The organism is Flavobacterium sp. CF108 (assembly GCF_900129795.1).
GTDB lineage: Bacteria > Bacteroidota > Bacteroidia > Flavobacteriales > Flavobacteriaceae > Flavobacterium.
In genome coordinates this window covers 176,183-188,987 of record NZ_FQWW01000005.1, presented here as the reverse complement: position 1 = coordinate 188,987, position 12,805 = coordinate 176,183, and the positions used below count along the sequence as shown (strand labels likewise).

General features: G+C 33.6%; 14 protein-coding genes. 4 read left to right on the top strand and 10 right to left on the bottom strand.

The features are described 5' to 3' along the window. Positions 1–25: 25 nt before the first annotated feature. Positions 26–925 carry a FecR family protein gene (locus BUE10_RS14985; protein ID WP_073486410.1) on the bottom strand — a complete coding sequence of 300 codons (900 nt, stop codon included), beginning with the start codon at positions 923–925 and terminating at the stop codon, positions 26–28. Between the two features lie 52 nt (positions 926–977). Then, positions 978–1,493, bottom strand: a complete 516-nt coding sequence (locus BUE10_RS14980) for an RNA polymerase sigma factor (protein WP_073486408.1) — start codon at positions 1,491–1,493, stop codon at positions 978–980. 194 nt (positions 1,494–1,687) lie between these two features. Here BUE10_RS14980 and BUE10_RS14975 point away from each other — a divergent pair, with 194 nt between their 5' ends. The 3 genes from BUE10_RS14975 to BUE10_RS14965 all read left to right on the top strand — a co-directional run bounded on the left by BUE10_RS14975 (position 1,688) and on the right by BUE10_RS14965 (position 4,418). After that, positions 1,688–2,710, top strand: coding sequence for a hypothetical protein (locus BUE10_RS14975; RefSeq protein WP_073486406.1), 1,023 nt, complete (start codon positions 1,688–1,690; stop codon positions 2,708–2,710). A 206-nt stretch (positions 2,711–2,916) separates the two neighbouring features. Continuing rightward, entirely contained in the window at positions 2,917–3,633 is a 717-nt protein-coding gene (locus tag BUE10_RS14970; RefSeq protein ID WP_073486404.1) for a carbonic anhydrase family protein, read from the top strand. After that, entirely contained in the window at positions 3,633–4,418 is a 786-nt protein-coding gene (locus tag BUE10_RS14965) for a DUF2490 domain-containing protein (RefSeq protein WP_073486402.1), read from the top strand. The genes BUE10_RS14970 and BUE10_RS14965 overlap by 1 nt, the downstream gene beginning before the upstream one ends. Before the next feature lie 140 nt (positions 4,419–4,558). Here the strand turns inward: BUE10_RS14965 and BUE10_RS14960 are convergent, their stop codons facing one another. From BUE10_RS14960 to BUE10_RS14945, 4 genes are read right to left on the bottom strand one after another with little or no spacing between them, the layout of a single operon-like run. After that, entirely contained in the window at positions 4,559–5,212 is a 654-nt protein-coding gene (locus BUE10_RS14960; protein WP_143055977.1) for a delta endotoxin C-terminal domain-containing protein, read from the bottom strand. 16 nt (positions 5,213–5,228) lie between these two features. Beyond that, positions 5,229–6,692: a glycoside hydrolase family 30 protein gene (locus tag BUE10_RS14955; RefSeq protein WP_073486400.1), complete on the bottom strand. Its 1,464-nt coding sequence runs from the start codon at positions 6,690–6,692 to the stop codon at positions 5,229–5,231. Positions 6,693–6,719: 27 nt separating this feature from the next. Next, positions 6,720–7,715 carry an L-glyceraldehyde 3-phosphate reductase gene (gene mgrA, locus BUE10_RS14950; protein WP_073486398.1) on the bottom strand — a complete coding sequence of 332 codons (996 nt, stop codon included), beginning with the start codon at positions 7,713–7,715 and terminating at the stop codon, positions 6,720–6,722. 17 nt (positions 7,716–7,732) lie between these two features. After that, on the bottom strand, positions 7,733–8,173 hold the full coding sequence (locus BUE10_RS14945; RefSeq protein ID WP_091290668.1) for a GlcG/HbpS family heme-binding protein: 441 nt from the start codon (positions 8,171–8,173) through the stop codon (positions 7,733–7,735). A 126-nt stretch (positions 8,174–8,299) separates the two neighbouring features. Between BUE10_RS14945 and BUE10_RS14940 the strand changes: the two genes are divergently transcribed. Then, positions 8,300–8,881: a Crp/Fnr family transcriptional regulator gene (locus BUE10_RS14940; RefSeq protein ID WP_073486394.1), complete on the top strand. Its 582-nt coding sequence runs from the start codon at positions 8,300–8,302 to the stop codon at positions 8,879–8,881. 28 nt (positions 8,882–8,909) lie between these two features. Here the strand turns inward: BUE10_RS14940 and BUE10_RS14935 are convergent, their stop codons facing one another. From BUE10_RS14935 to BUE10_RS14920, 4 genes are all read right to left on the bottom strand, one after another. After that, on the bottom strand, positions 8,910–9,710 hold the full coding sequence (locus BUE10_RS14935; protein ID WP_073486392.1) for a hypothetical protein: 801 nt from the start codon (positions 9,708–9,710) through the stop codon (positions 8,910–8,912). 16 nt (positions 9,711–9,726) lie between these two features. Then, on the bottom strand, positions 9,727–10,491 hold the full coding sequence (gene map / locus BUE10_RS14930; protein ID WP_073486391.1) for a type I methionyl aminopeptidase: 765 nt from the start codon (positions 10,489–10,491) through the stop codon (positions 9,727–9,729). Positions 10,492–10,541: 50 nt separating this feature from the next. Next, positions 10,542–11,084, bottom strand: coding sequence for a dihydrofolate reductase family protein (locus BUE10_RS14925; RefSeq protein ID WP_073486389.1), 543 nt, complete (start codon positions 11,082–11,084; stop codon positions 10,542–10,544). 75 nt (positions 11,085–11,159) lie between these two features. After that, the gene (locus tag BUE10_RS14920) at positions 11,160–12,587 is read right to left on the bottom strand and encodes a DUF1254 domain-containing protein (protein ID WP_073486387.1); all 1,428 of its coding nucleotides are present in this window, start codon (positions 12,585–12,587) and stop codon (positions 11,160–11,162) included. Positions 12,588–12,805 lie beyond the last annotated feature (218 nt).

The following is a 12,805-nucleotide window of genomic DNA, read 5'->3' as shown; positions in this document are numbered from 1 at the left end:
AATGAAATCGTTTTGAGAGCAACATTTATTTTTCGTCAAAAATTATTTTATTTTTTGAGACTTGTTTTGCCTCTAAATGATAAGTTGTACTAATAATCTGCAATGTTGTGTTTAAATCTTTAGCGGGTAACTTCCCTGTAAATAATGATGTTGTATCTTTTGTATTTAATTCGATTGTAATATTATATTGTCTTTCAACTTCGTCTAAAAGGCTTCTGATATTTTCTTTATAAAAACATAGTTGATTGCCAATCCATTCCGGCTGCGTTGAACTTACGTCTATTTTAACTTGTTTTCCGTTTTCAAAACTAACGCTTTGTCCGTGAGTTAATAAAATTTGAGTATCAGCATAATTTACTTTTACACGTCCTTCATAACACACAACATCAAATCTGTTTTTTCTAGCTTTAACGTTAAATTGAGTTCCTAAAACCGTTACTTTTCCAAGATTGGTCTGTACTTCAAATTTTCGTCCTTTGGCTACTCTAAAATAAGCTTCTCCTTTTAATTCCAAATGTCTGTTGTTGTCCCAGTTCCATTTTTTATACTTTATTTCAGAACCGGAATTTAATACTACTTCAGAATTATCAGGTAATGAAAAAGTAGTCTTTTTTCCAAAATCTGCCGTCTCTGTTTGAGGTATTAAAACTTTCATCGCAAACGTAATACCAAGTGCCAGAACAAATACAGCAGCAGCTCTAAATGCCCATTTTTTGTATAGCGGAATTACTTTTGGAGCCGCTTTTTTCTGGCTCAAAATGTTCGACAACATCGCGTTTTGATCAAAATCACCTACTTCCAAATGAGCTGTATAATCTTTAATTTTTTGGTATTTTTCAAAATCGGGACTTGTCTCAAATTGAGTTAATTCATCCGGAGATAAATCATTGTTGAGCCATTTTGCTAATAAGCGATTTTTTTTCATTGTATTGTATTATATCATTAAAACAATTAAAACTAAATTTACCCTACTTTTTTTATAAATCAATTTCTTTGCGTAAACTTAACAAAGCTAGATGAATGCGTTTTTCTACAGCCTTTACACTAATATTTAAGTCTGCGGCAATTTCGCTGTATTTTTTTCCGTCAATTCTATGCATTAAAAAAGCTTCACGCTGTTTTTCGTTTAAGTTTTCAATAGCTTTCAAAAGTTTAGTCTGAAATTGTTTTTCTTCCAGGATATATTCGGGACTTTCATTTGTTTTATCTAAACCTGTGAAATTTTTTTCATACTTTAAAACCACTTTCTGATGTGCAATTTCGTTGAGACTGTTGTTATTGGCAACTGTATAAACATATGATTTTGCTTTTTCCAGCGGTATAGATGCACAGTTTTGCCAAAGTTTTACAAATGCTTCCTGTGCTACATCTTCTGCCTGATTGACATTGCCAAATTTGTAAAAAAGAAAATTTCGAAGTGCTACTATATGACTTTTGAAAAAAGACGAAAAAATTATTTCATCGCAGGTATTTAATTGGTTTTTAACTGGCATTTATATTTTCAATTGGTTGGTACAAAAGTATTTCTTTTTAGTATAAGTAGGGTAAAAGCAATGCGGATTGTTTTATAGAAGAATAAAATGTTATTGGCTTTTGATAATTTAGTATTAAAAGCGGCCGAAACCCTTAATATTAATTTATTTAAAACCAGTTTCTTTAAATTTATTACCTTTGTAAAAATATAAATATGCTCCCTTTTAAAAAATATTTATCAATAGCAGTTTTCTTTTTTTTATTGTCTTGTCAACACGAATCTGATGATCAGGATGATAATAATGCGCAAGGAACAATTACGAATGCTTCTCCTCTTACTTCGTATATGCAAAGAGTTGCAATGGTTCAGACGGTGCAGGATAATGTAATTGACGGATCTACTTATTGTATGATAAAGTTTCCTTACACCGTTACGGTTAACAACGAACAAATTGCAGTTAACAGTGCTGCTGATTATCAAAAAGTAATAGATAATATTAATGCAAGTAATACTGATGATGATATTGTAAATATAACTTTTCCGGTAACGATGGTATACTATAATTACTATGAAAAGTTTATTCCTGACCAAGCAGATTTTGATTCTTTAATTGATTACTGGAATCAATATCCTGATCTTTTATCTAAAATTAACGGACTAAATATCAATTATCCGATAACAATAAATATTTATAACAGCGCTAATCAAATAGGAAGTTCTCAAACGATTATAAGCGATCAGGCCTTTTTTAATTTTATTAAAAATTTGAATGCCAGTCAGTATATTTCTTTAAAATATCCAATTTCGATAGTAGATTACCATGGCCAAACGAAAACCATTAGCAATAATCTGGATTTCGAAAATGCTATAAAATATGCAATTGATTACTGCCCGGAAAACAATATTGTAACGCTTGATTTGAATGAAGTAATTACGAAAGGTTCCTGGGATATTCCGTATTATTTTGATGATTCTGAAAAAACTTCCTCTTACAGCGGTTATTCCTTTGTGTTTAAAAGTGATAACTCTGTAGTAGCTACAAAAGCAGGAACTTCAGAAACGGGTCAATGGGAAAGTACCGTACAAAATAATGTTAGAGAATTAAAACTGACTTTTAGTTCAGCGTTACTGAGTAAATTGAATAACAGCTGGAAATTGTTTGAATTTAATAACTCGCAGATTAGATTGCGCGATATAAGCAGCAGTACCAATTATCTTTACTTTGAAAAGATATAAATTCTTATTCAATCTCAATTTTAAATAGAGTAGATCTTAAATTTACTTTACTTGTATTAAGTATAAAATAATACTAAGATTATTTTATACTTAATACAAAGTTGAGCCTATAAACTTATGCTTTTGTCAAAACAAAAAGAGCCAGACTTTTAAAACATAAATCTACAAACTACACCCCCAATTAATAATTAAAATTTTAAAAACAAATGAAAAAAAAGCTTTTGACAATGGCCTTAATGGCAGTATTTCTAATTTCTTGTAATCAAGGTAATAAACAAGAAGAAAAAACACAGCCTGTATCTCATGTAATGACGAAAGAAGAACAAATAAGACTTACACCTGATGAAGTTTTACAACAATTTATCGATGGTAACAAAAGATTTCGAAGAGGTATTACAACAGTAAGGGATCATAGTGAACAGGTTCGTAAATCTGCCCCGGGACAGTTTCCAAAGGCTGTTATATTAAGCTGTTTAGACAGCCGTGTGCCGGTCGAAGATGTTTTTGATCAGGGTCTGGGTGATGTATTTGTAGGTCGCGTGGCAGGAAATTTTGTAAATGAAGACCAGTTAGGCAGTATGGAATTTGCCTGTAAATTAGCCGGAGCTAAACTCGTTTTAGTTATGGGACACCAGCATTGTGGTGCAATAAAAGGAGCTATCGATGATGTAAAACTTGGAAACATAACTGCTATGCTGGCAAAAATTAAACCGGCTGTAAAGATGAGCCAAGATTTTCAAGGCAAAAAAATATCTAAAAATGATGAATATGTAAAGTACGTTGCAGAAAATAATGTAAAATATGCGATCCAGCAAATCAGAGAAAAAAGTCCTATTCTAAAAGAAATGGAAGATAAAGGAGAAATAAAAATTGTTGGGGTATTTTATAACCTTACTGACGGAACTTTAGAGTTTTTAAAATAATGAAAAGAAATACAATACTATTTTTCACGGTTATTTTGTTCATTTTTGCTCAATACACATTTGGGCAAAATACTCGCTTGAATACCAAAAACACTATTGGCTGGTACAACTATTTTGGTACTTTCAAATTGTCTGAGAAATTTGGATTGCATACCGAGTATCAATGGCGCAGAGATAACGTAATAACGGATTGGCAGCAAAGCCTTTTAAGAGTTGGTATTAACTACAATTTAAATCCGCGTGTTTTATTTAGAGTTGGTTATGCATGGATTGAAACCTTTCCTTACGGAGAATACCCAATTAATGGCTTAGGCAGAGATTTTACTGAACATAGAATTTTTGAAATGATACAATTATCCTATAAGGAAGGTATTGTCGATTTTTCTCATCGCTTTATGCTGGAACAAAGATTTGTAGGAAGATATAGTTCTCCAGATATTACAAATGAAGATGAGTTTCCTTTATTCAATAGAATGCGTTATATGATAAGAATGCAGGTTCCTTTAAAAGGAAATGAAATTAAAGACAAAACGCCTTACGTTGCGCTTTATGATGAAATTTTTGTTGGTTTTGGAAAAAACGTAACTAACAATGTATTTGATCAAAATAGATTAGGGGTATTATTAGGATATCGCTTTAATAAAACCGTTAGGATAGAAGCTGGATACCTTAATCAAATTTTACAGTTTGGACGACAAATTAATTCACAAAATGTATTTCAAACCAATAGCGGTTTAATTGTAAATGCAAATTTCAATATAGATTTGACTCATAATACTAAATAAGCTCCTAAAGTTTATTTATTGCGAATAAAAACTAAAAATCTCCATTAGCAATAATGGGGATTTTTTAGTTATAAAAAAAGGACCACACAATTTGGTTTGAATCGTGCGGTCAAATCAAGTTAACTAATCAGAAATTATTATTAATTGGGCGTAAAGGTCAAATAATCTAAATTCATATTACCGTTTTCTACGATATGTAAAGTGAGCAATTGCTTTCCTTTTTCTAATTTAATTGTACCAATATTTTGAGAACTGTTCCAATGATGCCATTGTCTCCAGGCAACAGGATCTTTATCATCGTGGGTAGAAACAATTTTCATGTTTCCGGTAGCGTCTTTTCCGTTTACAGCAATAGAAATTGTTCCGTCTCCGTTTGCCGTATATAAAACACCAATTTTATAAGTGCCGGATTTTTTAACCTCAACCGTATAATTAATCCATTCCGTTGGCTGCGTCCAGCCCACATAAAGCTGTTTCATTTTAATCGGAACTTTGGTGTAAGGCGTATCGTCAATACTGTCTGTTTTGGTATACGAAATATCAACACCTTCTTTTAGTCGGAACTCGTTTAAAGGATTTCCGTTTACCGGATTCAATTTTCCGCTTCCGTTATTAACGGCATCAGTATCGTGATACGAAACGCCTTCGCCTCCCAAATCATAAAACTCACATTCTATTTTTCCGGGAATTTGCTGCGTTTTAAAAGGTTTTGGCTTTTCAGCCGATGATTGAGCAAACGTTGAAAAACAATTTACCAAAACAAAAACATTCAGAAAAAATAATACCTTTTTCATAGTAGTCAATTTAGAACTAACGTATTTCTAAAGTTGCGATAGAATGCGCAAGGCTCGTTATTTTTGAAGCTTTTCCTTTTATCCATAGAAAATATTCTACGTCATTATCAGTTTGGTTCATTACCACAACTTCAAGATTATTATCCTGATTTACAAAAGCTGTAGACAAAAGTTTATTGCTGCTCGAATTACAAGCCACACGTTTTGCACCCGGTTTAATGAATTTAGAAAAATGCCCTAAATAGTAATATCCGTTCGTGTAAATCAATTTTCCGGTTTTTAAATCAGCGTGAATAGGAGACATGCAAAAGTTTTGAACGTGATTTGGTCCGCCTCTTTCATCCAGCAAAATATTCCAGTCTGTCCAGGCAACCGTTCCAATGTTGAAATCGTTTATCATCGACATTCCGTATTTTTCACCGTAACTCCATTCCGTTAATAATTTTTGATCAAAATCTGCCGCGCAGCCTTCCGTAAGAATAAGTGGTTTGTCTGGAAAAGCTTCTGCAACGCGGCGTTCGCCTTCAAAGTTCATTCCGTTTTTCATCCAGTCTTCGTACCAGTGATATCCAACTCCCCAAACATATTTTGCAGCATCTTTATCTTCTAAAACAGTACTAACACGCTGATACATTAAATCACGATTGTGATCCCACATAATCAGTTTCTTTTTAGATAAACCTGCTTTTTGCATCGTTGGTCCAAGAAAGTTTTTTATAAAATCACGTTCTTCCTCCGCAGTAAAAATGCACGACTCCCATTTTTGAATCGCCATTGGTTCATTTTGAACAGTATAACCCCAAATAGGAATTCCTTCTTTTTCGTATTCATTAATAAACTTCACAAAAAAGTTAGCCCAGCTTTGGTGGTATTCTGGTTTTAAAGTTCCGCCCTGTAAAACATTATTGTTGGTTTTCATCCACGCCGGCGGACTCCAAGGTGAAGCATATAAAGTTAATTTTCCTCCGGCTTTTGCAATAGCTTCTTTAATCAAAGGAATCCTGTATTTTCTGTCGTGGCTGATATCAAAGGTTTTTAAATCTTTGTCGCCTTCCGCAATATAACTGTAAATATCACTTGAGAAATCACAGCTTTGCATATTCGTACGGGCCAAAGTATAACCAATTCCTTTGTCTTTATCGTAATAAGCCATCAGGATTTCTTCTTGTTTATCTTTTGGAAGTGCGTAAAAAACTTCTGCGGAAGCGTCAGTAAGTGCGCCGCCAATTCCTAACAAAGTTTGATACGTTTTTGAAGGATCAACAAAAACAGAAGTTTCTTTTTCTGTTGGCTGGGGTTTATCAAAAAACGATAAAGTTTCGGTTTTTGTTAGTTTATTCTCGGTGTTTTTTGCCGTTACAAAAACGGTTACACTCTTATAATCGGGTGCTTTAGTCTGCTTTTTCTGCGCCGTTAAACTTGCCGCCAGAAAACTGGATAACATGATGGTCAGGCATGTGTTGAATTGGTATGTTTTCATAATTATGGTTAAATAGTTAGTATCGTTTTAGGCTAGAATGTTATCAATTTTCTGAAGCTCATCTGCAGAAAAAGCAGTGTTTTTAAGACAGCCAACAGAATCTAAAACCTGTTCTGGTTTGCTTGCGCCAATGATAACCGAACTGATACGTTTGTCTTTTAAAACCCATGACAATGCCATTTGCGCCAAGCTTTGTCCGCGCTCTAATGCCATTTCATTTAGCAGACGAACTTTTGCAATATTCTCCGGCGTAATTGCGTCTTCTTCAATTGCTCCGTTTCCACGGTGTGCATTTGCTCGTGAATTTTCAGGAATTCCGTTTAAATATTTATTGGTAAGAAGCCCTTGTGCCAAAGGCGAAAAAGCGATGCCGCCAACTCCGTTAGTTCCCAAAACATCCAGTAAACCGTTTTCGATAGTACGCTCCAGCATCGAATATTTAGGCTGATGAATTAAACAAGGCGTTCCTAATTCTTTCAGAATTTTAATTGCATTTTGAGTTTCTTCAGGATCGTAGCTCGAAATACCCACATAAAGTGCTTTTCCCTGACGTACAATTATGTCAAGTACTGCCATAGTTTCTTCTAATGGCGTATTTGGATCTGGTCTGTGATGATAAAAAATATCCACATAATCTAATCCGAGGCGGGAAAGACTCTGATCTAAACTCGCAACTAAATGTTTTTTTGATCCCCAATCGCCGTAAGGGCCATCCCACATAGGCCATCCAGCTTTGGTAGAAATCACAAGTTCATCACGGAAAGGTTTGAAATCTTCTTTAAATAATTGACCAAAAGTCTGCTCTGCAGATCCCGCCGGCGGACCATAATTATTGGCCAAATCAAAATGACTTATACCATTATCAAATGCAGTGTGCAATATTTTACGGGCGTTTTCGATATTGTCAATCGCGCCAAAGTTGTGCCACAAACCAAGAGAAAGGGCAGGCAGCATTAATCCGCTTTTACCGCTGCGGCGGTATTCCATTTTTTGATATCGGTTTGAATCAGGTATGTAACTCATATTTTTGTGCTGAATTTTTATATTTTTTTAAATGCTTTAATTACAATTTCTAAATCGCTAGTGCCTCTAAAGCCGCTAAAACCAACAGAAAGTTTTGTTCCGTCGGATAAGGTTAAAGGTTGTCCGCCCTGCCAGCCAATAAGATCTGGAGCGTCAATTCCGTTCGCATTTTCATCTACAATATTATTAAAAACCAATTTTTCATAATCTCCCGTTTTTACTCCGGTAAGCCAAACCTGACTCGCTTTTGTCCACGCAATTTTATACGATTGTCTTTTTCTGGCTTTATCATTTCCGTACATGCGGCCATAAACGGTTCCTTCTTCGTCAATAATACATACGGCTACATTTCCGTTTGAAATTACTTTGTCTTCCTGAACGTCCATGTAGCTGGGGATCAGATCTTCAATAGCCAATAAAGCTAAAGCAATTCTTAAGTGTAGAATTTGATCATTCATTATTTTGATTTATAAAATGTTAGGGATTCAAAGATGAAATAATTTGTTTCCTCATTTCTTAAACTAGATCAAGAAATATTAATAAATAAATCATCTTATATTTACATCTTGTAAATCAGTAAAACAATGTTTCAAAGAATACGAGAATATCTTTCAAGGTCTGTCCGCCTTTCTGAAAAAGAGATTAAAATTTTTGAAAACAGTCTGGAATTGAGACTGATTCCAAAAAAAACAATCTTATTACAGGCTGGCGAAGTATGCAATTTTGAAGCTTACATTAATAAAGGCTGTATTCGTGAATATTTTATTGATGATGCAGGAATTGAACTTACACTGCAATTTGCAACCGAAGATTGGTGGGTAAGTGATATTACCAGTTTTGAAGATCAGATTCCGAGTGATATGTATATTGAAACGCTTGAAGATTGCGAATTATTGGTTTTAACCCGTCAGTCTAAAGAGAATTTGATAAACGAAGTTCCGCAATTAGAAAGAATGTTTCGTTTGATGATTCAAAGGCATTTATCGAAATTGCAAAAACGATTGTTTAAAACCGTTTCTTCAACGGCAATGGATCAATATATTGAATTTGTAACGCGTTATCCAACAATTTCGCAAAGAGTTTCACAGCAGTATATCGCTTCTTATTTAGGAATTACACCTGAATTTTTAAGCAGATTGCGTGCGAAGCATTTAAAGAATGGCTAGAGTAGTTAGGATTTTTTTTAATCTGAATTTATTTTGGACGATTTGTAAGGTATTCGAACTTTGTTTTTCCACGTAGTTTAAATACCTTTTCACTTAGTATTCTTCCAGATTTCCTTATTTCAACAACCGAATCGTTTTTATCATAATAGTATTCAGTAAGGAATTCAATATATTCATTTGGATCATTTGTTTTGGAATAGCTACTGTCTCTTTTGCTAAACAGTTTATTATTGGAATAATATTTATAAAATACTTTCATTTTGTTTTTCTTGCTGAAAACGTAAACGTCTGTATTCAATTTTTTTGATTTATCGTAAGCGTAGTTATGAACTTCCAATGTGTCGCCATCTTCAATAATTGTTTTCTTAGAGATTAAATTGTTTTTATACTCATAAAATATTTCCTGGCGAGGGTAAATTTCTTTAATAAGTTTTTTGTCCCGATTATAGGTAAAATAAGAAGTCGTGTCATTTTCATCCAATATAAAACGAAGATTTCCATTTAAGTCATAAATGCGTTTTTCATTTATAACTTTTGCTAAACCTTTCCCTTCTCTTTTATAGACTGATTTTATATTTATAAGTTTATTATTCTGGTCATAAAAAAGAAATGAATTATTGTCAATATTTATTATTCTATTGTATTTATCAAAAACTTTAAACTGTTTTCTCTCTAAGTGTAAATGATTATTTTCATCTAAGTCTTTTTCTGTTGTTGTAATTCTAAAGTTTTCGTTCTTTTGAGATTCAGAAATGAGATTGTTTTCTTCAATGTTACCACAAGAAATAAAAAGGATGCAAAAAATAACAAAGACTATATTTTTGTTCATTGTATATTAATAAGCCTTAATTCCAAATCTCATTCATTTCTGTCAAAATAATAGGTTTTCTATCAGTAACAATAATCGTATGTTCGTGCTGCGCCATAAAACCACCTTTATTTCCAACCATTGTCCAGCCGTCTTGCAGAGTTTCGGCAATTGTAGAAGTTGTTGAGATAAAAGTTTCAATGGCAACTACAGAATTTTTCTTAAATCTGGTTAAGTTAAATTTATCTCTGTAATTGGCAATTTCGTGTGGTGCTTCATGAAGACCTCTTCCAATACCGTGACCAGTTAAATTTTTGATGACTTTGTAACCTCTTTTCTTGGCTTCGGTTTCCATTATAAAACCAATATCAGAAATACGAACGCCGCCTTTTATATTGTGAATTGCTTTATGCAGAATTTCTTTTGAAGCTTCAATCAATTTTTGATGACGGTTTATATCTTCTCCAATAACAAACGAACCTCCATTATCTGAAAAAAAACCGTTTAATTCTGCCGAAACATCAATATTGATTAAATCGCCTTCTTTCAATATTCTTTTATCAGAAGGAATTCCGTGGCAAAATTCTTTGTTTACGCTGATACAAGTCCAGCCGGGAAATCCATATGTTACATATGGTGCCGATTTTGCGCCTAAATCATTCAGGATTTTTCCGCCGTAATCGTCTAATTCTTTTGTTGAAATTCCGGGTTTGGCATAATTTCTCATTTCTCTTAAAGCGTATGCTACAGCTTCGCTTGCCTTTTTCATTCCGATTAATTCTGCTTCTGTTGTTATGGACATGGTATTTTAAGTTAAGCTCCCGCTAAGATACAACTATTTTTATTTGTTGCTTATTCCGGCTGATAAGTCAATTCTACAACTCCAGATTTAAAAACTCTGGTATCAATTAGTTTTAAGCCAATACGTTTTGATAAATTTTCAAATAAAGGCTTTCCCGAACCTAAAGCAACCGGATGAACAGAAATTTTGTAAATATCAATAAGGTTTAAGTTTATAAAGGTCTTGATAAGACTTGCCCCGCCATACAGCCAGATATCTTTACCTTCCTGATTTTTTATTTCGGCTACTTTACGGGCAATATCCGAAGAAATAAAAACTGCATTTTCATCATTTCGATTTTGGCTCGAAAAAACAAATTTGGTTTTAGAATGAATGCTCTTCCATATTTCTTTTTCATCAGGATCAGCATTTTCATCTGCCTGAAAATTTCCCCATGCATCATAACTTATTCTTCCGTAAAATATAGTGTCGATGCTATTGAGGAAGGCATCAAAATTCATGTCGTCATCCATTATACACCAATCAATTTCTCCATTTGGACCTTCAATAAATCCGTCTAATGTAGCCGCAAGGTTTAGAATTACTTTTTTCATATGTACAGGTTTATATACAAAAGTAAAAATAGAATTCTAGACTTTCTTCATCGATTTTAAAATGCTGAAAATTTTTTAGTTTTGTTTTTTTACACCAGGTATTTTCCATTTCCCATTCACCATTTCTTCTTTCGGCCAATAAACCCTCAGCATTAAATTAAAACTAGCTTTTGGGGCAGGCAGCCAGTTGTTTTGCTTGTCATTACCGGGATTTTCGTTTTGGATATAAATATCTATAGAACCATCACTGTTTTTCTTTAATGGATTTCTGTCGCCAATGGAGTAACGATTTATAGAATTGTCATAAAAAAATCCTGTAGCATCATAAAGTGTTAAACTCCAAAAAGCATTGGTAGGTGGAGTCTGGTCTTTATCAAAATGTAAAATGTATTTATTTTTGGTACCATCATAAGGATTGTTGTTGATGTCAACAGTCGAAGAAGGATACATTGCATCTTTATCGAGATTAGCGCCCCAGCCTGTATAGGCGACTCCGGCACGAAATTTATAATTTGTACCATAATTCCCTAATCCACGTTCTAATGACCAGCCATTAACAGCTTTGCTTGAACCAAAACCATTTTTAAGCATTTCTGTTTTTGCCCAATCTGAGATTACATTTATAGAGTCCTGTACCGCTTTTGAGAATTTTGAAATCTCAAACTTGGCGCCGGGAGCAATACCAACAAGGGCTAGCTTTTTTACAATTACTGAGTCTGCAGCGGCAGGCGGATTAGTAACGAGTAATTTGTTGAATGTATTAAAGAATTCTTCTGCAGACATATCCATTACGGCATCTCCGGGAGCTTTACGGTGAATTGCAGGATCGATTGTTCCTTTTGGTGGAGTATAGGGTTTCCCGTAGGCACTTAATGGTGTAATTTTGTATCCTTCTTGTATTTTTCTAACAATATCTGCTCCATCTTTTGGACTATTAACTTGTGTTCGTCCAAGCAATACAATCATATTTGTTGGAGCTTTTACCTGCTGCATTCCTGAAGGGACCTGACCATTCCATCCAGGTCCTGTAATTAAATAAGTTTGGGCTTCAGTACCGGTGCTTCTTTTTCCCGGTGAAAAAAATACGTTTGACCATGCGTCCAGCATTGGTACGAGGTAATATCGATTATTTGTATTGGGAATCTGGAATACTAACGGTTCTTTTTCTAAATTCATCCAGGATGAGGTGTAATAAGTATCGACATTCATTCTAATAACGGTATGATCCTTAGCATCCGGAAAATGACTTGCACTCACCAATTGATTTATAGGAGCTCGCATAGGTCCATTATCAACGACAATTTTTTCAGTATTAGTCATTACTCGCTGAGTGGCATAAAATAGTATAACAGGATATGCAAATTCATAGCCTCCTCTTACTGTTTGAATTATTTGCTCATCACTTAGAGTTTCATTATTTTTTTCGGAGATAGATTTTTTTTCTGTTTTGTTGCAGGCGATAAAAGCTATCATGCAAACTGATAAAAGAATTTTTTTGTTCATAAATATGGTTTTTAAATTTATAAAGCATTTTAAAAATTTCTATTCTCTTTTTAAAACCGTTGTAATTTTTTAATTCATTTTATGGGGTGTATTTTCTTGTAATTATCTGCATAGTAGTTCTTTGTAAGAAGAATAGTATTAGCTAATTTAGGAAATAATTATGAGGAATCGATGGATTAGTATTATTTTTTTTGGGAAGTATGGTGTTGTCTATTAGT

Coding starts and splice junctions, on each gene's coding strand:
- BUE10_RS14985 (WP_073486410.1), bottom strand. CDS start 925: ATGAAAAAAAATCGCTTATTAGCAAAATGGCTCAACAATGATTTATCT.
- BUE10_RS14980 (WP_073486408.1), bottom strand. CDS start 1,493: ATGCCAGTTAAAAACCAATTAAATACCTGCGATGAAATAATTTTTTCG.
- BUE10_RS14975 (WP_073486406.1), top strand. CDS start 1,688: ATGCTCCCTTTTAAAAAATATTTATCAATAGCAGTTTTCTTTTTTTTA.
- BUE10_RS14970 (WP_073486404.1), top strand. CDS start 2,917: ATGAAAAAAAAGCTTTTGACAATGGCCTTAATGGCAGTATTTCTAATT.
- BUE10_RS14965 (WP_073486402.1), top strand. CDS start 3,633: ATGAAAAGAAATACAATACTATTTTTCACGGTTATTTTGTTCATTTTT.
- BUE10_RS14960 (WP_143055977.1), bottom strand. CDS start 5,212: ATGAAAAAGGTATTATTTTTTCTGAATGTTTTTGTTTTGGTAAATTGT.
- BUE10_RS14955 (WP_073486400.1), bottom strand. CDS start 6,692: ATGAAAACATACCAATTCAACACATGCCTGACCATCATGTTATCCAGT.
- mgrA (WP_073486398.1), bottom strand. CDS start 7,715: ATGAGTTACATACCTGATTCAAACCGATATCAAAAAATGGAATACCGC.
- BUE10_RS14945 (WP_091290668.1), bottom strand. CDS start 8,173: ATGAATGATCAAATTCTACACTTAAGAATTGCTTTAGCTTTATTGGCT.
- BUE10_RS14940 (WP_073486394.1), top strand. CDS start 8,300: ATGTTTCAAAGAATACGAGAATATCTTTCAAGGTCTGTCCGCCTTTCT.
- BUE10_RS14935 (WP_073486392.1), bottom strand. CDS start 9,710: ATGAACAAAAATATAGTCTTTGTTATTTTTTGCATCCTTTTTATTTCT.
- map (WP_073486391.1), bottom strand. CDS start 10,491: ATGTCCATAACAACAGAAGCAGAATTAATCGGAATGAAAAAGGCAAGC.
- BUE10_RS14925 (WP_073486389.1), bottom strand. CDS start 11,084: ATGAAAAAAGTAATTCTAAACCTTGCGGCTACATTAGACGGATTTATT.
- BUE10_RS14920 (WP_073486387.1), bottom strand. CDS start 12,587: ATGAACAAAAAAATTCTTTTATCAGTTTGCATGATAGCTTTTATCGCC.